Raw genomic sequence first — 22,687 nt, forward strand, 5'->3', positions numbered from 1 at the left:
TCCCTCAAGCTGCGTCAAGACAAAATACCCTAGAAAATTAAGCACTTAGCTGAAACACTGAATGTGCTACCTCATCTGGGGCGTGCAAGCGACACCTTGCATTTAAGAAAAAATTTGTCTTTACGAGGCCGTTGCGGGCGACCCCGCCGCGCTCAACACTGCACAGCCTAAAATTGCACATTCATGCGTGTCGGGTTAGGATTTCCACGCAAGCTGGAATTGCAATGGAGACCTGCCGTGAGCCTGACCATCGCCCGAACCCGTGCCGTCTACGACCTGCTCGACGTGCAGGAAGCGCTCGATCGCAGCCGGGGGCGCTCGCCCGAGCTCGATGCGTTTTACGAACGCATGCTGGGCGCCGGACCGGAACGCTTCGTCACCACGCCCTCTTCCCTCGACGCGCTCGATCCCCTGTTCGAGGAATGCCCGAATTTCGACGCCGTGCTGGATGACCTGGCGCGTTACCTGCGCCTGGCCCATGCCGGCAACAAGGGGTTCAATGTGATGCCGGTCCTGCTGCTGGGCGGCCCCGGGGTCGGCAAGACCCATTTCGCCCGGCGCCTGGCACGGGCGCTCGGCACCGAGTGCGAGCTCATCAGCATGAATGCGCTGTCGGCCGGCTTCGTCATCACCGGCAGCTCGGCCAGCTGGCGCGGCGCGAAATGCGGCAAGGTCGCCGAGCGCCTGGTGCGCGGCCAGTATGCCAACCCGGTGGTGGTGCTCGACGAAGTGGAAAAGGCGAGCGGCTCCTCGCAGTCCGATCCGCTGGCCGCGCTGTATCAACTGCTGGAGCCGGAAACGGCGCGCGCCTTCCGCGACGAATTCATCGACGTCGAGATCGACGCCAGCCAGATCTTCTGGGTGCTGACGGCCAATTCGACCGAGGGCATCCCGGCGCCCCTGCTCAACCGGATGGCGGTGTACGAGGTGCCGGCGCCTACGCCGGCGCAGGCGGCGGGCATCGCCCAGCGCATGTATGCGTCGCTGCTGGCCGAGCTCAACCTCGCCGGCTTCGACGCCCGCCTGGCCGACGCGGTGCTCGAGCGCCTGGCCGGGGTGTCGCCGCGCGATTTACGGAAAACCCTGCTCGACAGCCTGGGTTACGCGGTGGCCGACGGGCGCGCGCACGTCAGGCTCGACGACCTGCGCTTCAGGCCGGCGGCGGGCAAGGGACGGATCGGGTTTTGATGCGCTCCACCGGATAAGGTCCGGCGCTAGAATGGGAGCACTTTGACAACACGAGAGCCCCATGAGCGAATTCGCCTTCACGCCCCCTGCCACGCCCTCGCTGGCCGTCTTCGGCAGCAACCTGCGTTTCCCGATCCGCCGTGTGTTCTGCGTCGGCCGCAACTACGCCACGCACGCGCGCGAAATGGGCAGCGACCCGGAGCGCGAACCGCCCTTCTTCTTCATGAAGCCGGCCGACGCCGTGGTCCCGGCCGAAGGCGCGCTGCCCTACCCTCCGGCGACGCGCGACCTGCACCACGAAATCGAACTGGTGGTGGCGCTGCGCTCGGGCGGCGCCGACATTCCGGCGGACGAGGCGCTGGCCAAGGTGTGGGGCTATGGGGTGGGCATCGACCTGACCCGGCGCGATCTGCAGACCGTGGCCAAGGAGAGCGGCAGGCCATGGGACATGGCCAAGGGCTTCGATGCCTCGGCGCCCTGCACCCCGCTGCGCCCGGTGAGCAGCTTCGGCCATCCCTCGGAGGACGCCTGCATCCGCATGACGGTCAATGGCGAGCCGCGCCAGGACGGCGCGCTCGACGAGATGATCTGGCCGATCGCCGACATCATCAGCCACCTGTCGCGCCTGGTGACGCTGGCGCCGGGGGATTTGATCTTCACCGGCACCCCAGGCGGGGTCGGCGCGCTCCAGCCGGGCGACCGGGTGCATGGCGAAGTGGCCGGGGTCGACGAATTCGACCTCGAGATCGTCGAGAAATAAAAAAGGGCAGCCTGCGCTGCCCCGGCCGGCCGGTCCCGCTGGCCGTCCTTACTTCACGTTCACGGCAACCAGCGCTTCTGCCGACTGGATGTAGAGGATACCGCTGCGCGTGATGGCCAGGCGGCCGGACAGCGGGTAGCTCCATACCGCCTTGCCGGTGCGCAGGTCCAGCGCATAGGTGTTCTTGTCCGTACTGACGAACACCAGGTTGTTGGTCACGACAGGTTCCGCATTCCAGCTGGTTTCGCCGGCGATCGGCGGCGTCCATGACCAGCGCAGCGCCGCATCGCTTTCGGCGCGCGCCTCGAGACGGTAAGGGAGCTTGTTCGGCGCGTAAATGACCCCGTTGGCGTAGGCTGGCGTCGTCGAGTAGGCGCCGGGTACGCGCCAGTCGAGATATCCCTTGTCCACGTTGAATTTAAGCAGCGCATTGACGCTGGTGGAGTAAGTCCACGCCGTGCTGCTGTAATCGGCGGCGATCACGGTGCCCGGCGACGTGAGCACTGGCGAACCATTGACCTCGTAGCCGGTGAAATTGCTCTGCGTCGTGTCCTGGATCCGGCTGCGCTGGGTGCCGGTCTTGCGATCGAAGACGGTCAGCGTACTGTTGACGAATACATAGACCGAGTTCGCATCGACCGCGGGCGACCACTTGGCATACTGGGCGACACTACCGGTGAACATGAGTTCGCCCGTCGACTTGAAGGCATACAGGCCGCCATAGCTGCCGGAATTGGTATAGATCGCGTTGTCGTATACGACCGGCGCCAGGTATTGCTCCCATTGCGAGCTCATCGGTGACTTGAAGACGACGCTGCCGGTGGCTGCGTCGAATGCGAACATGAAGGTCGACGACTGCTGGCCGGCCGCCATATAGACGACGCCGTTTGCCACCGCTGCAGGATTGAGCGATGGATACGCGAGGGTGCTGACGTCATAGCTCCAGACGACGCTGCCGTCGAGTTCCTTGCGGGCCTCGAGTTTCTTGTCCTTCGACGCGTAGAACAGGCCATTCGCTGCAGCCAGTGTCGACGGCAGCGGCGTGCTGTGAAACGCCGTCGAATAGATGCTGCCGCTCTTCCAGCGCAGCGTGAACTTGTCCGGGTTGAGCGTGACGGGCACATGGCCAGTGTGCGAAGCATTACCCTGGAAGGTGGTCCAGTCGGGCACGTCGGTCCATGGCGCCAGCGGCGTGATCTTGTCGCCCGGCCAGGCGTTGCCGGCGGCCGCGACCGTGATTGCATACGGGACCTTAATCGACGGCACTGTTTGCGGAGTGGCACAGGTCTGGTCGCTGCACAGCTTGACCGTCCATTCGCCCGCATAGGTGCCCACGGTCCCGTTCGGGATGGTGTTCATGTCAAGCGTATAGCTGCCGTCGCCGTTCGGGGTAACTTTGACTGCCTCCGCAGGGACGAGCTGGGCGCCGTCGGCAGCAGCAGCGCTGGCATACAGGGTGCCGGCCGGCGTGAAGTCCGGTTTGATGACGACCTCCATCGCAATACCCGTATCGGCTGCGACGTGGCGGGTCACCGTTCCCGACAACAGGCTGACCGTTGGCGGCGGCGGAGGCGGCGGTGGCGACGGCGGTGCTGGCGGTGCTGGCGGTGGCGCCGGCGCCACCGGCGCAGGCTGTGCCCCTACCGGAGGGGTCGGCGCCGGGCCGTCGCCTCCCCCGCCGCCGCAACCGGCCACCAGAACACCCGTTACCGCCCACGCCAATCCCTTTTTCATTTTTTCTCTCTCAGTGAATGTAATGTCTCCGCATGGAACGCGGTTTATAAAATAAAAGCCGGCGTTCCATTAGCGGCTAGCAACATATCACGGAGAATTGCAAAAAACAAAATAGAAAATGGCATCAACAGTTGTTTTTAGGACTCGGAAATAAATGGAGAGAATTCATATAAAAAGACTATTCGAGATTCCCTCATTATTTTCGATATTCCCGCACTTGGCCTGCGTCGAAAAGGAAGCCTAATGACCGTCCGCGCGCAGGGCCGCCAGGAAGCGCTCCGGCTCCTCGACGCTGAACAGCAGGTCGGGCCCGGTACGCGCGGGCAGATACACCACCTGGCTGCGGTCGGTCAGCAGCGCAAAGATCACCGATTTGCCGGGACCGGAAAAGCGCCCCGCCGCATAGCCCGGCAAGCCGACGCCGTTGCGGCGCACCCCGAGCCGGGCCTCGCCGATCGAGGCGTAGCTGCCGGCTCGGGCGCGGGCCAGGTCGAAGTCGGCCAGCGCCCGGTTCTGCTCGTAAAAATGCGCGGCCCGCAGGACGATCCTGCCGCCTTCGACGCGCAAGTCATTGTCGGAAATCGTGTAGCCCAGCGCGCCCATCACCGGCAGGATCAACAGCGCCGACAAGGCCACGTTGCGCCAGGTGCGCGCCGGCCCATCGCGGCGCAGGACCAGCAAGGGCGCCGCGCAGACCAGCAGCGCCATGCCGAACAAGACCCAGTACACCCACGCGTCCACCGCTGGAATCGCCACTGCCATGCCGCTCCCGTTCATGTCGATCAATGTTCGGCCCAGCCCTTGGCATGCTCGACCGCGCGCGCCCAGCGCCCGCGCAGTTCGGCGCGCCGCTCAGGGGCCATCGCCGGTTCGAAGCGGCGCTGCGGGCGCCAGAGGGTAGCGACTTCCTCGCGCGAGCTCCAGAAACCCTGGGCCAGCCCGGCGAGATAGGCCGCGCCGAGCGCCGTCGTCTCGGTCACCAGCGGGCGCACCACCGGCACCCCGAGCAGGTCGGCCTGGAACTGCATGAGCAGGTCGTTGCGGGCCGCGCCGCCGTCGGCGCGCACTTCCTTGACGGGACAGGCGGCGTCCTTCTGCATCGCCGCCAGCAGTTCCGCGCTCTGGTAGGCGATCGCCTCGACCGCCGCGCGGGCGATGTGCGCGGCCGTGGTCCCGCGCGTCATGCCGACGATGGTGCCGCGCGCATACGGGTCCCAGTGCGGCGCGCCCAGGCCGGCAAAGGCCGGCACCAGCATCACCCCGCCGGCATCCGGCACCGAGGTGGCGAGCGCCTCGACCTCGCTCGACTCCTTGATGATGCCGAGCCCGTCGCGCAGCCACTGCACGGTGGCGCCGCCCATGAACACGCTGCCCTCGAGCAGGTAGTCGGTGCGGCCGTCGATCTTCCAGCCGACGGTGGCCAGCAAGCGGTTGCGCGAGACCGGCGGCACATACCCGGCGTGCATCAACATGAAGCAGCCGGTGCCATAGGTATTTTTCACCATGCCCTTGTCGTAGCAGGCCTGGCCGAAGGTGGCGGCCTGCTGGTCGCCGGCGATGCCGGACAGGGGAATCGCGGCCCCCAACCATTCCGGGCGCACCTGGCCGACCAGCTCCGAGCTCTTCACCACTTCCGGCAGCATCGCGGCCGGCACCCCGAACAGCTCGAGCAGCGCCGGGTCCCAGCGCATCGAGTGGATGTTATAGAGCATGGTGCGCGAAGCGTTGCCGACGTCGGTCACGTGGCGCCCGCACAGCTGGAAGGCGAGCCAGCTGTCGACCGTGCCGAAACAGAGTTCGCCGCGCTCGGCCCGTTCGCGCGCACCGGGCAGGTTCTCGAGCAGCCATTGCAGCTTGGTGGCGGAAAAATAGGCGTCGAGTTCGAGGCCGGTGCTGCGTTGAATCGTGCGCGCATGGCCCGCCTCGCGCAGGCGGTCGCAGGCGCCGGCGGTGCGGCGGTCCTGCCAGACGATGGCGCGCGCCACCGGCAGGCCCGTGGCCCGGTCCCAGACCACGGTCGTTTCGCGCTGGTTGGCAATCCCGACGGCGGCCACCTGGCGCGCGGCCACCCCGGCCTCGCGCAGCACCCGGCGCGCGCAGGCGAGCTGGCTGTCCCAGATGTCGAGCGCATCGTGCTCGACCCATCCGGGCTGCGGAAAATGCTGGGGAAATTCCTGCTGGGCGCAGGCGAACACCTGGCCCTGGCGGTCGAACAGGATGGCGCGGGAACTGGTCGTTCCCTGGTCGAGGGCGAGGATGTATTGCGGCATCGAGGTCTCCGGGAGCGGCCAACGTGCGGTCTACCCCAGGGATTGTAGCCTAGTGTGCACCCAAGTCATCCGCACGCCGCGCCGGGCAATCGAAATTCAGTGTAAAGCAGGCCGATAGGCCGGATTCTGTGTAGTGGTCTCCCTTGCGGGACGCCCCTATGACAGCCATTCCTCTAGGCGCCGAATTACTCCGGCGCTCAAGCTTCCTACCCGCACGCTCCGCGAGCAACATCAACGCGTGCCTATTTGGAATTGCTCCGAGTGGAGGTTACCGCGTTTCACCGTAACTTAATACGCTCGTCTCTGTGGCCCTATTCCTCGCCTTATACCCGGCTTGCACCGGGCTTTCGGCGGACGGCCGTTAACCGTCACCCTGCTCTATGGAGTCCGGACCTTCCTCCCGCCGGCACCTTGCAGTGCCAGCCAGCGGCTGTCTGGCCTGCTTCACGGGGTGCATTGTAACCGATGCGGGCCTGGCGCCCGCATCGAAAGTGGCGGCTTGCCGTTTCTGAAATTTCGTGTCGCCATTTCAAAAGCCTCGGCAGCAGCGCTCACATAGAATGCCTCGATGCCTGGCGCGGCCCGGCTGCAACCATGAGGATGACAGAAACATGACGCACCCTTCCCGTACCGGCGGCCAGATCCTGGTCGACGCGCTGCACGTCCACGGTGTCGACACCGCCTTCGGCGTGCCCGGCGAAAGCTATCTCGACGTGCTCGACGCGCTGCACGATTCGCAGATCCGCTTCGTCATCAACCGCCAGGAAGGGGGCGCGGCGTTCATGGCCGAGGCCTACGGCAAGCTCACCGGCAAGCCGGGCATCTGTTTCGTCACGCGCGGCCCCGGCGCCACCAACGCCTCGATCGGCGTGCACACGGCCTACCAGGATTCCACGCCCATGATCCTGTTCATCGGCCAGGTCGGCACCGACTTCGCCGACCGCGAAGCCTTCCAGGAAATCGACTACCGCCGCATGTTCGGCGAGATGGCGAAATGGGTGGCGCAGATCGACCGCGCCGACCGCATCCCGGAATACATCGCGCGCGCCTTCCAGGTCGCCACCAGCGGCCGCCCGGGCCCGGTGGTGCTGGCCCTGCCCGAGGACATGCTGGTCGACACCGCGCAAGTGCTTGACACCCGCTGCCATGTGCCGGTGCAGGCCGCGCCCTCGAGCGCCCAGGTCGCGTCGCTGCGCGCCATGCTGGCCGAGGCCCAGCGCCCGCTGGTGCTGCTCGGCGGCGGCACCTGGAACGCGCAGGCCTGCGCCGACCTCCAACGCTTCGCCGAAGCCAATGCCCTGCCGGTGGCCTGCGCCTTCCGCTTCCAGGACCTGATCGACAACGCCCACCCGAACTACATCGGCGACGTCGGCATCGGCATCAACCCGAAGCTGGCTGCACGCCTGAAAAACGCCGACCTGGTCATCGCCATCGGCCCGCGCCTGGGCGAGATGACGACCGGCGGCTACACCCTGCTGGCCGTCCCCAGGCCGAGCCAGCGCCTGGTCCACATCCACCCCGATCCGGAGGAACTGGGCAGCGTCTACCAGGCCGACCTGATGATCGCCAGCGGCGCGCCGCAGGCCACCAGTATGCTGGCGGCGATGGCGCCGGTCGACTCCAGCGCCTGGCGCGGCAGCGTGGCCGAAGCGAAGGCGGAACTGGCGGCCTGGCAGGAGCAGCCGCCGATCTTCAAGGACGCCGATCCGTCCGTCGCTCCGCTCGACCTGTGGCAGGTGGTGCAGGACCTGCAAGCGGCCCTGCCGCGCGACACCATCGTCACCAACGGCGCCGGCAACTATGCCTCGTGGGCGCACCGCTTCTGGATCTATGGCGGCCTGCGCACCCAGCTGGCCCCGACCAGCGGCGCAATGGGCTATGCGGTGCCGTCCGGGGTGGCGGCCAAGATCGCCGCGCCTGGGCGCACGGTGGTCACCTTTGCCGGCGACGGCGAATTCATGATGACCGGGCAGGAACTGGCGACCGCCGTGCAATACGGCGCCGGCGTGGTCATCATCGTCTTCAACAACAGCATGTTCGGCACCATCCGCATGCACCAGGAAAAAACCTATCCGGGCCGCGTCTCCGGCACCACGCTGCGCAATCCGGACTTCGCGGCGCTGGCGCGCGCCTACGGCGGGCACGGCGAGATCGTGGAAAAGACCGCCGATTTTGCGCCGGCTTTGGCGCGGGCGCTGGCCCACGCGAACGGCAAGCAGCTGCCGGCCCTGATCGAACTGCGCTACGACGGCAACCTGATCACGCCGAACGCGACGCTGGAGGCGATGCGCAAGGCGGCCGAGGCGGCGCAAGCGGGCTGAGGACGGATGGTTCGATGCGCGGGGCCCCTGCATGCCAGGGGCCTCGTCGTTTCCAGCATGTGACTTTTGACGCATTTTTGCGGCATCCGATTCACTATACTCATCGGTTTCCTCCAGGAGAAACGATGAAGGCCCCGATTCTCATGTGTTGCCGCCGCCATGGCGCCTGATCGCCCGCCGGTTTTTCGCCGGGCAGTCCATGCCGACATCCCCGCCATGTCGCGCATCCGCCTGTCCGTCACCGAAAACATGCTGTCCGACCCAGGCCGGGTGACCGCCGCCATGTACGAGGATTACCTGGAGGCGGCGGGACGCGGCTGGGTGGCGGAGTCGGGCGGTGAGATCGTCGCGTTCTGTTATGCCGCCCGGGCCGATGGATCGATCTGGGCGCTGTTCGTGCGGCCGGGGAACGAAGGACAAGGCTTGGGCAAGCGCTTGCTGGGCCTGGCGGTCGACTGGATTGCAGAACTGGGCCATGCATCGGCCCGGCTCGAGACGGGCGCGCATACCAGGGCCGACCGTTTTTATGCGATGCAGGGCTGGCAGCGCAGGCCGATCGGCGCCGCCACGGCCGCGTACACGCTGCCCCTGGCTGCCCACCCTGCATAGCATGGCACCTGCTGCAAGGGCCGCGCTTCCATTCGAACGGCGAGACCCGATGGAACCGGCTATGCTGATCGGCGCACCGCCGGGATCACGCGGCACGCGGCGCACAGGCAAGCGCATGGGTCATAAAAAACAAGGAGACGTACTACCGTGAACGACACCCCGGACCTGGTCCTCTGTATTCCCGGGCCATGGCGCGACCGCGCCGAGCTGGCGGAGAGCATCGCCGCCAGCGACACCGGTTACCTGCTCGACGGCGGCGTCCTGCGCGATACGCTCGACGGCTTTGCCTGCGACCTCCTGCTCGAAGGTTCCGATCCGGACCTGGCGGCCGCCTTCGCCAAGGCCGGGCCCCATTGGGCGGCGTCGAGCGCGATGGCGGCGGTGGCCGATCACGACTGCGTGATCTACCTCGCCGGCAAGGGCGGCTCGCGCGCAGCAGCCGAGGCGATGATGCGCGCCGCCGGCGCGCTGGTCGAGGCCGGCGGCCTGGGCGTGAAGGTGGAAAGTACCGGCATCGCCCATGGCCCGGCCTACTGGCTCGACATGTGCTTCGGACTGGAGCAGCTGACGGCGCACCGCGCGCTGGTCGTGTATGTGACGGGCAAGGACGTGTTTTCGTGCGGGATGCACAATTTCGGCCTGCCCGATGCGATGACCACCGCCGTCGACCAGGCTGCCGCGGCCGACATGCTGCGCACCTTCACGCGCTACCTGCTGGAACAGGCGCCGCTGCTCGCGGATGGCCATACCTTTTCGGTCAGCGCGGGCGCGCCGGTCTACCGCCTGCGGAAGGTGCCGGCGCGCGACTACGGCCCCGACTCCCTGTTCAATAATCCGTACGGCGCCTGGCGCCTCGAACCCGAGCACGCGCAGGCGCAGGCGCCCCAGGCCGTGCAGCCGGAAAAGCGCGGCGGCTGGTGGAAGAAGGTGCAGTCCTGAGCACGGCTGAGCACGGCTCAGTGCGGATATGCCGGCTCCAGCCCCAGCTCCGCCGGCAGCGGCACCGGACCGTCGAACAGGCTGTGCTGCTCGGTCAGGAACAAGGCCACGAGGGCAATGAAGATCCAGACGACGGCGTTGCCCAGCGCGGCGCCGCCGGGTTTGTCGGCGCCGATCAGGCGCCGGAAAAATCGTGGAAGTTTCATCTGCAATCCTGTCGTCGATCTGCCGGGGACAACCCAATCTAGCGCCCTTGGGCCCGGGCTGCCAGCGTGCACGTAAGGTGCACGACATGCGCTGCGCCCGCCCTCTTGAAGAGCACGAGCCTGGCGGCGGAACTGTCGCGTTTGTGCACGCCGGGCTCGCCCGGGTATTGACGAATCGTCAGTACGGCCCTCTGGTAGAATACGCGCGACCCTTTTCGTCGTGCCGGCTTCATCCGCCGGCATGTGCATGCACCACCCGCCACCACTCAATCCATGTTTAGTTTCTTTAAGAGAAAAAAAGCGCCTGATACCGCGACCGTTCCGGAAGCCGCGGCGGTCGATACCGCGGCGGTCGATACCGCTCCGGTCGACACTGCGCCGCGGTCCGACGCGGCCGCGTCCGCCCCTGCCCTGCCCGTCCCCGCCACCCCCGCCGCCCCGGCTTCACCCGCGGCCGCGCCGGCCCCCTCGGTCGAGGCCGAGCTCTTCATCGAGGAAACGGCCGAGCGTCCGACGACCGAGGCCGAGAAGAAAAAAACCTGGATGACGCGCCTGAAGGCCGGCCTGTCCAAGACCTCCAGCAACCTGTCGCTGCTGTTCGTCGGCGCACGCATCGACGAGGACCTGTACGAGGAACTCGAGTCCGCGCTGTTGATGTCGGACGCCGGCATGGACGCGACCCAGTTTCTGCTGGACAACCTGCGCCGCAAGGTCAAGGACGAGAAGCTGCTCGATGCCGCCGCCGTCAAGACCGCGCTCAAGGAACTGATGATCGAGCTCTTGCAGCCGCTGCAGAAGCCGCTCGAACTGGGCCGCCACGAGCCGCTGGTGATGATGATTTCCGGCGTCAACGGCGCCGGCAAGACCACCACCATCGGCAAGCTGGCCAAGCACATGCAGCGCTCCGACCAGTCGGTGTTGCTGGCCGCCGGCGACACCTTCCGCGCCGCCGCCAGGGAGCAGCTGATGGTCTGGGGCCAGCGCAACAACGTCACCGTGATTTCCCAGCAGTCGGGCGATCCGGCCGCGGTCGCCTTCGATGCGGTCCAGTCGGGCAAGGCGCGCGGCGTCGACGTCGTCATGGTCGATACCGCCGGCCGCCTGCCGACCCAGCTACACCTGATGGAAGAACTCAAGAAGATCAAGCGCGTGATCGGCAAGGGCATGGATGGCGCCCCGCACGAAACCCTGCTCGTCATCGACGGCAATACCGGCCAGAACGCGCTGGCCCAGGTGAAGGCCTTCGACGATGCGCTGCAACTGACGGGCCTGGTAATTACCAAGCTCGACGGCACCGCCAAGGGCGGCGTGCTGGCCGCGATCGCCCGGACGCGTCCGATACCGGTGTATTTCATCGGCGTCGGCGAAAAGCTGGACGACCTGCAGCCGTTCAATGCGGAAGAATTCGTCGAAGCGCTGTTGGGCTGAGAGAACATAGCGAGAAAAGAGCCAAGGCCAGATGATCGAATTCCACTCCGTCTCCAAGCAGTATTCCCCCGAGGCGACCGCCCTGCGCGACGTCTCCCTGAACATCGAGAAGGGCGAGCTGGTGTACCTGGCCGGCCCGTCCGGCGCCGGCAAGTCGACGCTGATGAAAATGGTGGCCGCCATCGAGCGCCCCAGCAGCGGGCGCGTGATCGTCTTCGGCCAGGACATCGGCAAGCTGAAAAAGCCGAGCATTCCCTTCCTGCGCCGCAAGCTCGGTTTGATCTTCCAGGACCAGCGCCTGCTGCACGACCGCGACATCCTGGCCAACGTGATGATGCCGCTGCTGGTCTCGGGCGCGCCCAAGGCGCAGGCCGAGCAGCGCGCCCGCGCCGCCCTCGACAAGGTCGGCCTGCTCGACCGCGCCAGGGCGCACCCGCTCGAGCTGTCCGGCGGCGAGCAGCAGCGCGTGGCGGTCTCGCGCGCGATCGTCAACCGGCCCCAGATCATCCTGGCCGACGAACCGACGGCCAACCTCGACCGCGTGGCGGCCGACAAGGTGCTCGACGCCCTGCGCGCCTTCAATTCGGTGGGCGTGACCTGCCTGATTTCGACCCACGACGACCAGGTGCTCGAGGGCGCGACGCGCGTGATCCGCCTCGAACACGGCGAGCTCGTCCCGCACCTCGCGCACCCTCGGCAGGATCCGCAGGCTCCGACCGTCGAAGGCCAGGCCGGAGGTGCGGCATGAGCCCCTGGATCCGCCACCACCGCTTCGCCTTCGGCGCCGCGCTCGCGCACCTGCGCAAGGCGCCGGGCAGCTTCCTGTTCAACGTGCTGGTGGTCGCGGTCGCGCTGACCCTGCCGTTCGCGGGCATCACCCTGCTCGACAACGTCCGCCCCATGACGGGGCAATTGTCGGTCGATCCCGAGGTGAGCCTGTTCGTCAAGCCCGAGGCCTCGCGCGAAGACGCGCAGGCGATCGAGCCGCAGCTGCGCCAGATCCTGCAGGGCAGCCAGGCCCGCATCGTCTTCGTGCCGCGCGAGCAGGCGCTGGGCGACCTGAAGGAGCGCAGCGGCCTGTCCGGTGCGCTCGACACCCTGGGCGAAAATCCGCTGCCCGACAGCTATGTGATGAAGCTCGCGGGTTTCAGCAATATCGCCGACGCGGCGCGCATCGACGGCATCGTCGAGCAGATGGCGGCTCTGCCCCAGGTCGACACGGTGCAGGTCGATTCGAACTGGGTCAAGCGCCTCGCCGCCCTGCTCGACATCCTGCGCCTGGCGCTGCTGCTGCTGGCCCTGACGCTGGGCGTGGTGGTGATCGCCGTCGTGTTCAACACGATCCGCCTGCAAGTGCTGACCCAGCGCGAGGAAATCGCGGTGTCCAAGCTGCTGGGCGCCACCGACAACTTCATCCACCGTCCGTTTTATTACACGGGCGCCCTGCTCGGCCTGTGCGCCGGCGTGGTGGCGCTGGGCGCGGTGGCGCTGGCCTTGCAGCCGCTGAACGCGTCGATCGCGGAGTTTGCGCGCCTGTACGCGTCGGAATTCCAGCTGGCGGCACTCGGGCCGCTGGAACTGGCGGGCTTGCTGGCGATTAGCGCCGGCCTCGGCCTGATCGGCGCGATGCTGTCGGTGCAGAGGCATCTGGCGCGCCTGAACTGAGGGCACAGTGCATGAAGAAACGGGTGAGCTTGCTCACCCGTTTTTTTATTGGGGATTTGGAAAATGAACAGGAGGCTTTGTAGGCGTCCACGCCGCGACGGCGCGGGAATTTGTCGCACAATGCAGCCGAACTTCCTCCACGGTGCGCCACCTAACAGAAAACGGGCGCGCTGTCCCCTTAACCTGCGGTCTTGAAACGCCGAGACAAGTCACACATTTGAGGTCTATCAACAAATTTGCAAGGGTCTGCTCTACAGTAAGTCTGATCATTTTTAAATACTTCAAAGCAATACTTTAGCCAGACTTAAACTGTCCTCCTCCTATGGGAGGGTCGCTAGCACTCACCCTGAGAGAGTGCTAATATATGTCCTCAAGTGAAGGTATACAAGGCTTGCCATGCATCAGCACGATGTCGTGCAGTCCGCCCCGGGGTGTCCCGGCAGCGTTGACGATGCAGCGAAAGATTACTCTACGAGGAAAATATAATGTCCGCACAATCCGCATTGGTTCCAACCAGCAATCGTGCTCTGGGACTCGGTTTCACCGGCAATCTCGGTAACATCGACGCGTATATTTCCGCCGTGAACCGCCTGCCGATGCTGACCCATGAGGAAGAAGTCTCGCTGGCGAAGCGGCTGCGGGAAGCGAACGACCTCGACGCCGCGCAAAAGCTGGTGCTCTCGCACCTGCGCCTGGTGGTGTCGATTGCGCGCGGCTACCTCGGCTACGGCCTGCCGCACGCCGACCTGATCCAGGAAGGCAATATCGGCCTGATGAAGGCAGTCAAGCGTTTCGACCCGAACCAGGGCGTGCGCCTGGTGTCGTACGCCATGCACTGGATCAAGGCCGAGATGCATGAATACATCCTCAAGAACTGGCGCCTGGTGAAGGTCGCCACGACCAAGGCCCAGCGCAAGCTGTTCTTCAACCTGCGCAGCAACAAGGTGGGCCTGGACGCGATGACGCCGACCCAGGTCGACGACCTGGCCAAGATGCTCGACGTCAAGCGCGAAGAAGTGATCGAGATGGAAACCCGCCTCTCGGGCCGCGACATCGCCCTCGAGTCGCCCACCGACGACGAAGACGACAAGTTCTCGCCGATCGCCTACCTGTCGTCGGACCAGCAGGAGCCGACCAAGGTGCTGGAAGCCGAGCAGGTCACGCGCCTGCAGTCCGAAGGCCTGGAAACGGCGCTGGGCAAGCTCGACCCGCGTTCGCGCCGCATCGTCGAGGCGCGCTGGCTGGCGAACGACGACGGCTCGGGTGCGACGCTGCACACGCTGGCCGAAGAGTTCGGCGTGTCGGCCGAGCGCATCCGCCAGATCGAATCGGCGGCCTTGAAGAAAATGAAAGGCGCGCTGGCAGCCTTCGTGTAAGCCAGGCGTGACAAGAGCACAGCGGCCCTGCGAGGGCCGCTTTTTTTTGCCGCGGCCGTTCGTGGGCCGCAAAAAAAACGGCGATCCGAAGACCGCCGCAAAGAACTACCTTCCGTTAACCCAAGGGCTTGCGCCCGTCCTGCATCAATAGATCGCTGCGCCCGCGCCGTCCTTGAGCTGGGCCTTCCACGCGCCCTGCACCAGCTTGACCACCGAGGCCGGCATCGGCACGTAGTCCAGCTCGGCCGCGGCGGCGGCGCCGTTCTTGAACGCGTAGTCGAAGAATTTCACCACTTCCTTGCCCTTGTTCGCGTCGGCCTGTGCCTTGTGCATCAGGATGTAGGACACGCCCGTGATCGGCCAGGCGTTCTTGCCGGCGGCATCGGTCAGGATCACGGCGAAGCCCGGCGTCCTGGTCCATTCGGCGTTGGCGGCGGCGGCCTTGAAGGCGTCGTCGTCCGGCTGCAGGAACTGGCCTTCCCTGTTCTGCAACTGGGTGTGCGACAGCTTGTTCTTCTTGGCATAGGCCCACTCGACGTAGCCGATCGAGCCCTTGACGCGCTGGACATAGGCGGCCACGCCCTCGTTGCCCTTGCCGCCCATGCCGGTCGCCCATTTCACCGAGGTGCCGGCGCCGATCTTGTCCTTGAATTCAGGGTTCACTTTCGACAGGTAGTCGGTGAACAGGAAGGAGGTGCCCGAGCTGTCGGCGCGGTGCACGACGGTGATGTCGGCGTCCGGCAGTCTGACGCCCGGGTTCAGGGCGGCGATCGGCTGGGCGTTCCACTTGGTGATCTTGCCGAGGTAGATGTCGGCCAGCACCGGACCGCTCAGCTTGAGCTGGCCCGGGTTCACGCCTTCCACGTTGACCACGGCGACCACGCCGCCCATGATGGCCGGGAACTGCATCAGGCCCGCTTCGTCGAGCTCGGCCGCCTTGAGCGGCATGTCGGAGGCGCCGAAGTCGACGGTCTTCGCCTTGATCTGCTTGATGCCGGCGCCCGAGCCGACCGACTGGTAGTTCATGCTGTTGCCGGTGGCGCCCTTGTACATTTCCGCCCACTTGGCGTAGATCGGGTACGGGAAGGTTGCACCCGCGCCGGTCACGTCCGCGGCGAACGAGGAAGACATCACCATCGCGGCAGCGGCGCCCGCGATCATCGTTTTGAACATGTTCTGCATTTTCATTTTGTCGTGGCTCAGGGTTGGTTAAGTGACAAACCCAGTCTAGCGACGCGATATGACGGCTGTATGACCGCTCGATGACCGCTGTGTGACCGCGCATTGCGCCGCCGCCTTGGCGTTTTTGCTATGCTCGGCAGACAACCTGCTCGGGAACGCCCTCCATGACACGATCGACCACTGCCCTCGCCTGCGGCCTCACCCTGTCCATCGTCCTCCACGCGCCGCTCGCGCTGGCCAGGACCCCGGTCGCCAGCGGCAGCGGCGGCGCCGTCGCCACCATCAGCGAGCACGCCTCGCAATCGGCCCTCGCCATCTTGAACAAGGGCGGCAACGCGATCGACGCGGCGGTGGCGGCGGCCGCCACGCTGGGCGTGACCGATCCGTTCAGCTGCGGCATCGGCGGCGGCGGCTTCATGGTGATCTACCTGGCCGGGGACAAGCGCGTCGTCACGATCGACCACCGCGAAACGGCCCCGAGCTCGTTCACCCCGACCGTGTTCCTCGAGAACGGCAAGGAGATCGACTACCAGAAGGCGATCGCCAGCGGCGCGGCCGTCGGCGTGCCGGGCACCGTGCGCGGCTGGCACGAAGCGCTGGAGCGCTACGGCACGATGAAGTTCAGGACGGTGCTGGCGCCGGCCATCGAGGTCGCCACCAAAGGTTTTAAGATTAATGAAACTTTCTCTCATTTAACGCAGGAAAATGAAAGAAAATTTCAACAGTTCAGCAGCACCAGCGCGCTCTACCTGCATGAGGGCAAGGCATTGAGGCCGGGCACCCTGCTGCGCAACCCGGACATGGCCAAGGCCTACCGCGAGATCGCCGCGCGCGGCCAGCGCGCCTTCTACGAAGGGCCGATGGCGCGCGCCATCGTCGACGCCGTCAACCGGCCGCCAGCGGCAAGCGGTGTCCAGGTCCGCCCGGGCAAGATGACGCTGGCCGACCTGGCCAACTACGAGGCGCGCATCCGCCCGCCGGTGCTGAGCACCTATCGCGGCTACGAAATCGCCGGCATGCCGCTGCCGAGCAGCGGCGGCATCGCGGTCGCCGAAGCGCTGAACATCCTGGAAGGCTACGACCTGGGATCGATGCCGCGCGCCCAGGCCGAACACCTGTACCTGGAAGCGAGCCGGCTGGCCTTCGCCGACCGCAACGCCTACCTGGCCGACCCGGAATATGTCGACGCGCCGGTCGCCGGCCTGCTGTCGAAAGCCTATGCCACCGAGCGCCGCGCCACGATCGATCCACTGCGTGCGACGCTGCAGGTCGCCGCCGGCGATCCGTACGCCTACCAGCAGGACCCGAGCGTGCCGCTGCGCCCGCAACCGCGTGCCGCCCAGCGCAAGCTGGGCCAGGAAAGCCCGCACACGACCCACTTCACCGTCTCCGACAAGGACGGCAACGTGGTCTCCTACACGTTTACGATCGAGTCCTGGGGCGGCAGCGGCATCGTGGTGCCGGGCTACGGCTTCCTGCTCAATAACGAGATGACCGATTTCGACTTTTCAGGCCCGCACCCGAACGTGCCGGAAGCGGGCAAGCGCCCGCGCAGCAGCATGGCGCCGACCATCGCCTTCAAGGACGGCAAACCGGCGTTTACGATCGGCAGCCCGGGCGGCTCGACCATCATCACGACGGTGCTGCAGACCATCGTCAACCACATCGACTTCGGCATGCCGATGGACCAGGCGCTGAACGCGCCGCGCCTGTCCGAGCGCAATGGCGCGGCAACGTCCGTCGAGCCGGGCTTTCCCGGCAGCGCCCAGGCCAGGGCGCTGGAAGCCTTCGGCCACAAGTGGGAAGACCCGCCCGAGGAGATCGGCGCCGCCAACGCCCTCGTGTTCAACCCGGACGGCACGGTGACGGCGGTCAGCGAAGGACGGCGCCACGGCGTCGGCAGCGCGCTGGTGCAGAAGCGCGGGCACTGATCAGGCCAGGCGCCCGACCGGGAAGGCGTGCGGCGCGCCCGCCAGGCGGCGCCAGCGCCAGGCGACCGAGACGGCGGCCAGGGCCACCGATGCGAGCGCGGCGACCGGCAGCACCGGCGTGCCCAGCACGCGCTGTGCGCCGATACCGGCCAGGAAGCAGGCGCCCAGCGAGGCGCCCTGCCAGAGCACGAAGCGCCATTCGGCGCCGGCATGGCGCGCATGGTCGCGCACGGGCGAGGCCAGCAGCGGCAGGGTCAGGCAGCAGATCGCCGCCTGCATCCACATGATCGGGGCCGGCGCACCGGTCAGCGCGACCACGCACAGCACGGCGACCGACACCGTCGCCCAGTCGCGCAGGCCGGCCAGCAGCAGGCGCGCCACCAGGTAGCGGTTGAAAGTACCGGCGATGCCCGGCAGCGACGGCACCAGCCGCACCAGGCTCTGCTCGCCGCGGGTGAACGACAGGCGCATCAAACGGCGTTCATGGTCGAGCACCTGGACCACCAGGACCGACGAGGCGGCGAGCCAGCCGTTCGCCGCGATCATCTCGAGCGTGTCCGCGCTGGCGACCTGGCGCGCGATTGCCATCGCGCCGGCTGCGATCCCGACCAGGAAGGCCATCGGCAGCAGGCGCTGGGACCAGTGCACGGCCGGTCCCAGCAGGTGCATCAGGAGCGCGCCCGCATTGCGCCGGGCGAGGTCGCGCCGGAAGGCGGCCAGGTAGACCGCGCGGCCCACGCGCGGCACGCGTGCTTTCCTGAACTGTCCCGCGGCGCTCATCTGGTCGCTGACCTGCTTCTGGGCCGCATGCAGCCGGTAGTGGCGCTCGCCGCCATGCGGGAACATCACCTCCAGCGTGAACGCGCCCAGCGCCAGCACGAGCAGCGCCGCCACCGCAAACAGCGGCCCGCCGGCCAGCAGCGCCAGCCCCTCGCGCGAGACCGAGCTGCCGAGGATGATCAGCATCGGCATGAGGAACTGGATTGCCTTGCCGGCAGGATGGCCGGTGCGCGCCAGGCCCAGCGCGATCAGCCAGACACCGACGAAGACGAAGACGACACGGGCGCCGAGAGGGGTGCCGGCTGCCAGCAGCGTGGCCAGGCCCACCGCGCCGGCCCAGGCCAGCAGCGTCAGTTGCACCAGGCGGCGCCGCATGCGCGGCACCAGCTGCGCGTTCGCCGGCGTGTTGAGCTTGATGGCCCCCGGGATGAAATACATCAGCCAGCCGAACACGAGGACGGCGCAGGCCGCGCGCGCGCCGTTGATCACGGTATCGACGATATCCCCCGTCTGCATCAGCACCAACAAGCCGACGGCAAGCGCGCAGAACGAGGCGAACCCACCCAGCACGGCGTTCGCGCGCGGGTGCCGGATCGCCAGCGCGGCGCGCCACAGCAAGCCGTAGTCGCGCAGCGCGCTCATTGCGTCACCTCGATGAACAGGTCTTCCAGGCCGAGCGCTTCCACGCGCACGCCGGGTTGCGCGCCGAGCGCGCCGAGGCCTGCCCCGCCCTGCGTGACGACGCGCACCAGGCCGTCGGCGCCGCGCTGGCGGCTGACCTCCCCCGCCAGCGTCAGGCCGTCGAGCACGGCGCCGGGGCCGACCACGCGGCGCGCGCCTTCGAGCAGCTCGTCGAGCTGGCCCTGCAAGGCGATGCGGCCGTCCTTCAGGAAGGCGATGTCGAGCGCGACCCGCTCCAGGTCGGACAGGATGTGCGTCGAGAACACGACCGTGGTGCCGTGCTCGATGACGCCGTCGATCAGCTCGCGCAGGAATTCGCGGCGGCCGACCGGGTCGAGGCTCGCGACCGGCTCGTCGAGGATCAGCAGCTCGGGGTCGGGCCCGAGCGCGCGGATGATCGACAGGCGCTGCTGCTCGCCGCCCGACAGCTTGCCGATCGCCTTGTTCTGCATGAAACCGTCGAAGCCCCAGCGGTCCAGCAGCGCGTCGACCTTGGCGTCGTTCCAGCGCGGATACAGGGCCTTGAAATAGTCGAGCATCTGGCGCGGCGTGAGCCAGTCGAACAGCTCCGATTTCTGCGGCACGTAGCCGATCCGGGCGCGGGTGGCATCAAGCAGGTGGCCGACGTCCTCGCCGAACAGGCGCACGCTGCCCCCATCCGTTTCGCGCAGCCCGAGCAGGCATTCGAGCAGGGTCGACTTGCCGGCGCCGTTGCGGCCCAGCAGGCCGATGACCTGGCCCGGCCGTACCTGCCAGTCGAGGCCGTTCAATACCTGCGCGCTGCCGAAATGCTTGCTGATCGAGGACAGTTCGACGATCGGTGTGTTCATGCTTGTTCCTTCAGGATTTGGATGAAGAGGGAAACGGCGGTGTCGGGGTCGAGCTCGAGCTGGCGCGCCTCGATGGCGGCGCGTTCCAGGGTCGGGCGCAGCAGCGCGGCGCGGTCGGCAGGCTGGGCCTTGCTGCGCTCGGCAACCATCATGCCCAGCCCGCGCCGGCGCGCCAGCAGCCCTTCCATCTCGAGCAGGTTCCAGGCTTTCGAGACGGTCATCGGGTTCAGGGCCAGGGCCTGCGCAACGTCGCGCACCGAAGGCAGCGCGTCGCCGGGCGCCATCTGGCCGGCGGCAACCAGGCGCCGCACCTGCTCGACGAGCTGGCGGTAGATCGGCTCGGGGGAGCCGGTGGTGATCGAGAACAGCTGGGCGGAGTGGGTGGTCATGGTGTCTACTGTATTAGTTGATTAATACAGTAGATGTAAAGACGGGTGATGTCAAGAAGAAATATCAACATCGTCAACCGGGGGGACGTAGGGTGGACGGCTCTGCCGTCCACGCGTTCAACGCACGGGTGCTGGTAGAAACGCGGTTAGGCATCCGCTGCTTGAACGCGTGGACGGGAAACCCGTCCACCCTACGAAGACGAAAAAAAACCGGGGACGCATCCCCGGTTCGGCTAACTTACTTGCTTGTCAACTGCTTGATTAAAGGTGCGGCGTAATCGACGGCATCAGGTCGTCGAAGGTGCGGCCGCTCGCGTTTTCGCCGATGGCGTGCATCTTCCACTCGCCGTTGTGGCGGTACAGCTTGGCCATCACCTGGGCGGTGTGGGCGCCCTGCACCGACAGGTCGTAGCGCGCCACTTCCTTGTTGCCGTTTGCGTCGAGCAGGCGGCAGTAGGCGTTTTGCACTTGCGAGAAGTTCTGGCCCGTGAAGCTGTTCACGGTGAACACGAGCGACTTGACGTTGCCGGGCACGGCGGACAGGTCAACATTGATCTGCTCGTCGTCGCCATCGCCGGCGCCGGTGCGGTTGTCGCCCGTGTGCACGATGCTGCCGTCCTTGCTTTTGAGCTGGCGGAACCAGACCGTGTCGACGACGCGGTTCGATTCGTCGAACATCACGACCGAGGCGTCGAGGTCGACGCTTTCGGTCTTGGCGCCGAAGCCGAGGAAGCCCTTCGACTTGATGGCGTCCCAGCCGAGGCCCATGGTGACACGGGTGAGCGAACCGCCGCCCTCTTTCGAGAGCGAGATTTTCTGGCCTTTTTGCAGACTGACTGACATTGTATGACTCCTTATTTGGCGGGCGTTTGCATCCAGGCTTTGAAGGCGGCACGGTTACGCGAACACACGTAGACCTTGCCCTTGCCCGAAAAGCGCAGGACCATGCCCTCGCCGCTGGTTTGGCTGTTGATCAGGTTACCCAGGAAGCCGCCGCTGGTGCCGGTCGTGATCGAGATCTCGTAGCGCAGCGTGCTGTCCCAGCACACGACGTGCGAGTTGTCGATGATCGCGTCCTTGCCCGGTTCGACTTCGAGCATCGACATCGAACCGAAACCCGACACCACCACCTGCCCCTGGCCACCGGTCTCGGTGACGAAGAAGCCGCCGCTATTGGCGAAGAGCGCGTTGCCGATATTCTGGGTACGCACCTTCAGCTCGACGCCGGACGAGGCAGCGACAAACGCGCCGTCGCTGATGATGTAGTTGTTCGGACCGACGTCGACGATCTGCATCGCCCCCGGCAGCGTCGGCGAGAGCAGGCAGTCGCCGGCTCCGCGCGTCGCTTCGATGTGCTGCTGGAAGAACGATTCGCCGTTGGCGAAGGTGCGCATCAGGGCGCTGCCGAGCCCGCCCCGCATCTTGCCTTTCAGGTCGAGGGTCGATTCCATCATCACCATCGCGTCGGATTCGCAATAGATGGTCTCGCCCTGCCGCATCGACACATGCAGGAAGGGATCGACGTCCCCGGTCACGGTAAAAGTAGGCATTGAAGTGGCTTCCTATCGATTGAATACGGTCCCCGGTCGGGGGACCGTGGACCTGGTGATTAAACGTTGACGCCGTAGTTCTTGGCGAGTGGCCCCAGGCCGCCCTGGAAACCCTGGCCGATGGCGCGGAACTTCCAGTCGGCGCCGTTACGATACACCTCGCCGAAGATCATTGCAGCTTCCGTCGAGCCGTCTTCCGACAGGTCGTAGCGGGCGATTTCGGCGTCGCCGTTGGCGTTGACGCAGCGGATGAAGGCCTTGCCGACCATGCCGAAGTTCTGGCGGCGGCTCTCGGCGTCGTGAATGGTCACGGCCAGCACGATCTTGTCGACGTCGGCCGGGACCTTGGTCAGGTCGACGCTGACGGTTTCGTCGTCGCCCGCGCCTTCGCCGGTCTTGTTGTCGCCCGAGTGCACGACCGAGCCGTCGGCCGACTTCAGGTTGTTGTAGAAGATGAAGTCGGCGTCCGAACGGACCTTGCCGGACGAGTTCAGCATGAACACCGCGCCGTCGAGGTCGAAGGCGGCGCCATCGGTGGCGCGCGTGTCCCAGCCGAGGCCGACCTTCAGGTTGGTCAGGCCAGGGGCCTCTTTCGACAGGTTGACGTTGCCGCCTTTTTGCAGACTGATTGCCATGATGTGGATCTCCTATTTGGATGACGTATCGTTGAACACCTGTTTAACCACGCGCAGCGAGCTGGTGTTCTGCCGCTCGCCGTGCGGTTCTTTATGCGGACGCGCGATGCACGCCCACGAAATCTGTTTTGTGACCCGTAGGGTGGGCGGGTTTCCCGCCCACGCGTTCAACCAGCAGGTGATCATTCGCGGTATGACATTCTTCCGTTGAAC

General features: G+C 66.3%; 22 protein-coding genes and 1 other RNA gene. 11 read left to right on the plus strand and 12 right to left on the minus strand.

Annotated elements, in window-relative coordinates; all coding sequences use genetic code 11:
• Positions 1 to 237 precede the first annotated feature (237 nt).
• Both ACFPAH_RS22770 and ACFPAH_RS22775 read left to right on the plus strand, forming a co-directional pair.
• Positions 238 to 1,188 carry an AAA family ATPase gene (locus ACFPAH_RS22770; RefSeq protein WP_379749897.1) on the plus strand — a complete coding sequence of 317 codons (951 nt, stop codon included), beginning with the start codon at positions 238 to 240 and terminating at the stop codon, positions 1,186 to 1,188.
• Between the two features lie 61 nt (positions 1,189 to 1,249).
• Complete coding sequence (locus ACFPAH_RS22775) at positions 1,250 to 1,948, plus strand: fumarylacetoacetate hydrolase family protein (protein ID WP_379749899.1); 699 nt, start codon at positions 1,250 to 1,252, stop codon at positions 1,946 to 1,948.
• A gap of 48 nt (positions 1,949 to 1,996) precedes the next feature.
• Here ACFPAH_RS22775 and ACFPAH_RS22780 read toward each other — a convergent pair whose 3' ends face one another.
• The 4 genes from ACFPAH_RS22780 to rnpB all read right to left on the minus strand — a co-directional run bounded on the left by ACFPAH_RS22780 (position 1,997) and on the right by rnpB (position 6,398).
• Positions 1,997 to 3,481 (minus strand): PQQ-binding-like beta-propeller repeat protein, encoded by a 1,485-nt coding sequence (locus tag ACFPAH_RS22780; RefSeq protein ID WP_379749901.1) that lies wholly within the window; start codon positions 3,479 to 3,481, stop codon positions 1,997 to 1,999.
• A 441-nt stretch (positions 3,482 to 3,922) separates the two neighbouring features.
• Positions 3,923 to 4,468, minus strand: coding sequence for a PH domain-containing protein (locus tag ACFPAH_RS22785; RefSeq protein ID WP_379749903.1), 546 nt, complete (start codon positions 4,466 to 4,468; stop codon positions 3,923 to 3,925).
• Positions 4,465 to 5,952 carry a glycerol kinase GlpK gene (glpK, locus tag ACFPAH_RS22790; RefSeq protein ID WP_379749905.1) on the minus strand — a complete coding sequence of 496 codons (1,488 nt, stop codon included), beginning with the start codon at positions 5,950 to 5,952 and terminating at the stop codon, positions 4,465 to 4,467. Before glpK ends, ACFPAH_RS22785 begins: the two co-directional genes overlap by 4 nt.
• 99 nt (positions 5,953 to 6,051) lie before the next feature.
• Positions 6,052 to 6,398, minus strand: an RNA gene (gene rnpB, locus ACFPAH_RS22795) — RNase P RNA component class A.
• A 165-nt stretch (positions 6,399 to 6,563) separates the two neighbouring features.
• Here rnpB and ACFPAH_RS22800 point away from each other — a divergent pair.
• The 3 genes from ACFPAH_RS22800 to ACFPAH_RS22810 all read left to right on the plus strand — a co-directional run bounded on the left by ACFPAH_RS22800 (position 6,564) and on the right by ACFPAH_RS22810 (position 9,821).
• Positions 6,564 to 8,273 (plus strand): thiamine pyrophosphate-binding protein, encoded by a 1,710-nt coding sequence (locus tag ACFPAH_RS22800; RefSeq protein ID WP_379749907.1) that lies wholly within the window; start codon positions 6,564 to 6,566, stop codon positions 8,271 to 8,273.
• A gap of 216 nt (positions 8,274 to 8,489) precedes the next feature.
• Positions 8,490 to 8,882 (plus strand): GNAT family N-acetyltransferase, encoded by a 393-nt coding sequence (locus tag ACFPAH_RS22805; RefSeq protein WP_379749909.1) that lies wholly within the window; start codon positions 8,490 to 8,492, stop codon positions 8,880 to 8,882.
• Between the two features lie 147 nt (positions 8,883 to 9,029).
• The gene (locus ACFPAH_RS22810) at positions 9,030 to 9,821 is read left to right on the plus strand and encodes a DUF4261 domain-containing protein (protein ID WP_379749911.1); all 792 of its coding nucleotides are present in this window, start codon (positions 9,030 to 9,032) and stop codon (positions 9,819 to 9,821) included.
• A 17-nt stretch (positions 9,822 to 9,838) separates the two neighbouring features.
• On the opposite strand, the gene ACFPAH_RS22815 is transcribed toward ACFPAH_RS22810, so the two are convergent.
• Positions 9,839 to 10,027 (minus strand): hypothetical protein, encoded by a 189-nt coding sequence (locus tag ACFPAH_RS22815; RefSeq protein WP_379749913.1) that lies wholly within the window; start codon positions 10,025 to 10,027, stop codon positions 9,839 to 9,841.
• 273 nt (positions 10,028 to 10,300) lie between these two features.
• On the opposite strand from ACFPAH_RS22815, the gene ftsY reads away from it, so the two are divergent.
• The 4 genes from ftsY (at position 10,301) to rpoH (ending at position 14,496) form a co-directional block, all read left to right on the plus strand.
• A complete protein-coding gene (gene ftsY, locus ACFPAH_RS22820) occupies positions 10,301 to 11,455 on the plus strand; it encodes a signal recognition particle-docking protein FtsY (RefSeq protein ID WP_379749915.1) in 1,155 nt (384 codons plus the stop codon).
• A 31-nt stretch (positions 11,456 to 11,486) separates the two neighbouring features.
• Positions 11,487 to 12,203 carry a cell division ATP-binding protein FtsE gene (locus ACFPAH_RS22825; protein WP_379749917.1) on the plus strand — a complete coding sequence of 239 codons (717 nt, stop codon included), beginning with the start codon at positions 11,487 to 11,489 and terminating at the stop codon, positions 12,201 to 12,203.
• Complete coding sequence (gene ftsX / locus ACFPAH_RS22830; protein ID WP_379749919.1) at positions 12,200 to 13,120, plus strand: permease-like cell division protein FtsX; 921 nt, start codon at positions 12,200 to 12,202, stop codon at positions 13,118 to 13,120. The genes ACFPAH_RS22825 and ftsX overlap by 4 nt, the downstream gene beginning before the upstream one ends.
• Before the next feature lie 485 nt (positions 13,121 to 13,605).
• Positions 13,606 to 14,496, plus strand: a complete 891-nt coding sequence (rpoH, locus tag ACFPAH_RS22835; protein WP_379749921.1) for an RNA polymerase sigma factor RpoH — start codon at positions 13,606 to 13,608, stop codon at positions 14,494 to 14,496.
• A gap of 144 nt (positions 14,497 to 14,640) precedes the next feature.
• On the opposite strand, the gene pstS is transcribed toward rpoH, so the two are convergent.
• Entirely contained in the window at positions 14,641 to 15,669 is a 1,029-nt protein-coding gene (gene pstS / locus ACFPAH_RS22840) for a phosphate ABC transporter substrate-binding protein PstS (protein ID WP_379750003.1), read from the minus strand.
• Positions 15,670 to 15,842: 173 nt separating this feature from the next.
• Between pstS and ggt the strand changes: the two genes are divergently transcribed.
• Entirely contained in the window at positions 15,843 to 17,609 is a 1,767-nt protein-coding gene (ggt, locus tag ACFPAH_RS22845) for a gamma-glutamyltransferase (RefSeq protein WP_379749923.1), read from the plus strand.
• On the opposite strand, the gene ACFPAH_RS22850 is transcribed toward ggt, so the two are convergent.
• The 6 genes from ACFPAH_RS22850 to ACFPAH_RS22875 form a co-directional block, all read right to left on the minus strand.
• Positions 17,610 to 19,031, minus strand: coding sequence for a hypothetical protein (locus tag ACFPAH_RS22850; RefSeq protein WP_379749925.1), 1,422 nt, complete (start codon positions 19,029 to 19,031; stop codon positions 17,610 to 17,612). It lies immediately after the preceding gene.
• On the minus strand, positions 19,028 to 19,900 hold the full coding sequence (locus ACFPAH_RS22855) for an ABC transporter ATP-binding protein (protein WP_379749927.1): 873 nt from the start codon (positions 19,898 to 19,900) through the stop codon (positions 19,028 to 19,030). Before ACFPAH_RS22855 ends, ACFPAH_RS22850 begins: the two co-directional genes overlap by 4 nt.
• Positions 19,897 to 20,289: a GntR family transcriptional regulator gene (locus ACFPAH_RS22860; RefSeq protein ID WP_379749929.1), complete on the minus strand. Its 393-nt coding sequence runs from the start codon at positions 20,287 to 20,289 to the stop codon at positions 19,897 to 19,899. Before ACFPAH_RS22860 ends, ACFPAH_RS22855 begins: the two co-directional genes overlap by 4 nt.
• 261 nt (positions 20,290 to 20,550) lie before the next feature.
• Positions 20,551 to 21,132, minus strand: a complete 582-nt coding sequence (locus ACFPAH_RS22865; RefSeq protein WP_379749931.1) for a TerD family protein — start codon at positions 21,130 to 21,132, stop codon at positions 20,551 to 20,553.
• A gap of 11 nt (positions 21,133 to 21,143) precedes the next feature.
• Positions 21,144 to 21,839: a TIGR00266 family protein gene (locus ACFPAH_RS22870; protein WP_379749933.1), complete on the minus strand. Its 696-nt coding sequence runs from the start codon at positions 21,837 to 21,839 to the stop codon at positions 21,144 to 21,146.
• Between the two features lie 59 nt (positions 21,840 to 21,898).
• Positions 21,899 to 22,474 (minus strand): TerD family protein, encoded by a 576-nt coding sequence (locus ACFPAH_RS22875; RefSeq protein ID WP_379749935.1) that lies wholly within the window; start codon positions 22,472 to 22,474, stop codon positions 21,899 to 21,901.
• Between ACFPAH_RS22875 and ACFPAH_RS22880 the strand changes: the two genes are divergently transcribed.
• The gene (locus ACFPAH_RS22880) at positions 22,473 to 22,685 is read left to right on the plus strand and encodes a hypothetical protein (protein WP_379749937.1); all 213 of its coding nucleotides are present in this window, start codon (positions 22,473 to 22,475) and stop codon (positions 22,683 to 22,685) included. The genes ACFPAH_RS22875 and ACFPAH_RS22880 overlap by 2 nt on opposite strands.
• The last annotated feature ends 2 nt before the right edge of the window (positions 22,686 to 22,687 follow it).

Origin of the sequence: Massilia sp. GCM10023247 (assembly GCF_042653325.1) — a bacterium.
Classification (GTDB): domain Bacteria; phylum Pseudomonadota; class Gammaproteobacteria; order Burkholderiales; family Burkholderiaceae_D; genus Telluria.

Bases quoted from the DNA above. Each gene is read 5' to 3' on its own strand.
- ACFPAH_RS22775 (WP_379749899.1), top strand. From the start codon at position 1,250: ATGAGCGAATTCGCCTTCACGCCCCCTGCCACGCCCTCGCTGGCCGTC.
- glpK (WP_379749905.1), bottom strand. From the start codon at position 5,952: ATGCCGCAATACATCCTCGCCCTCGACCAGGGAACGACCAGTTCCCGC.
- ACFPAH_RS22800 (WP_379749907.1), top strand. From the start codon at position 6,564: ATGACGCACCCTTCCCGTACCGGCGGCCAGATCCTGGTCGACGCGCTG.
- ACFPAH_RS22805 (WP_379749909.1), top strand. From the start codon at position 8,490: ATGTCGCGCATCCGCCTGTCCGTCACCGAAAACATGCTGTCCGACCCA.
- ACFPAH_RS22815 (WP_379749913.1), bottom strand. From the start codon at position 10,027: ATGAAACTTCCACGATTTTTCCGGCGCCTGATCGGCGCCGACAAACCC.
- ftsY (WP_379749915.1), top strand. From the start codon at position 10,301: ATGTTTAGTTTCTTTAAGAGAAAAAAAGCGCCTGATACCGCGACCGTT.
- ACFPAH_RS22825 (WP_379749917.1), top strand. From the start codon at position 11,487: ATGATCGAATTCCACTCCGTCTCCAAGCAGTATTCCCCCGAGGCGACC.
- ftsX (WP_379749919.1), top strand. From the start codon at position 12,200: ATGAGCCCCTGGATCCGCCACCACCGCTTCGCCTTCGGCGCCGCGCTC.
- rpoH (WP_379749921.1), top strand. From the start codon at position 13,606: ATGTCCGCACAATCCGCATTGGTTCCAACCAGCAATCGTGCTCTGGGA.
- pstS (WP_379750003.1), bottom strand. From the start codon at position 15,669: ATGTTCAAAACGATGATCGCGGGCGCCGCTGCCGCGATGGTGATGTCT.
- ggt (WP_379749923.1), top strand. From the start codon at position 15,843: ATGACACGATCGACCACTGCCCTCGCCTGCGGCCTCACCCTGTCCATC.
- ACFPAH_RS22850 (WP_379749925.1), bottom strand. From the start codon at position 19,031: ATGAGCGCGCTGCGCGACTACGGCTTGCTGTGGCGCGCCGCGCTGGCG.
- ACFPAH_RS22855 (WP_379749927.1), bottom strand. From the start codon at position 19,900: ATGAACACACCGATCGTCGAACTGTCCTCGATCAGCAAGCATTTCGGC.
- ACFPAH_RS22860 (WP_379749929.1), bottom strand. From the start codon at position 20,289: ATGACCACCCACTCCGCCCAGCTGTTCTCGATCACCACCGGCTCCCCC.
- ACFPAH_RS22865 (WP_379749931.1), bottom strand. From the start codon at position 21,132: ATGTCAGTCAGTCTGCAAAAAGGCCAGAAAATCTCGCTCTCGAAAGAG.
- ACFPAH_RS22870 (WP_379749933.1), bottom strand. From the start codon at position 21,839: ATGCCTACTTTTACCGTGACCGGGGACGTCGATCCCTTCCTGCATGTG.
- ACFPAH_RS22880 (WP_379749937.1), top strand. From the start codon at position 22,473: ATGATGTGGATCTCCTATTTGGATGACGTATCGTTGAACACCTGTTTA.
- ACFPAH_RS22875 (WP_379749935.1), bottom strand. From the start codon at position 22,474: ATGGCAATCAGTCTGCAAAAAGGCGGCAACGTCAACCTGTCGAAAGAG.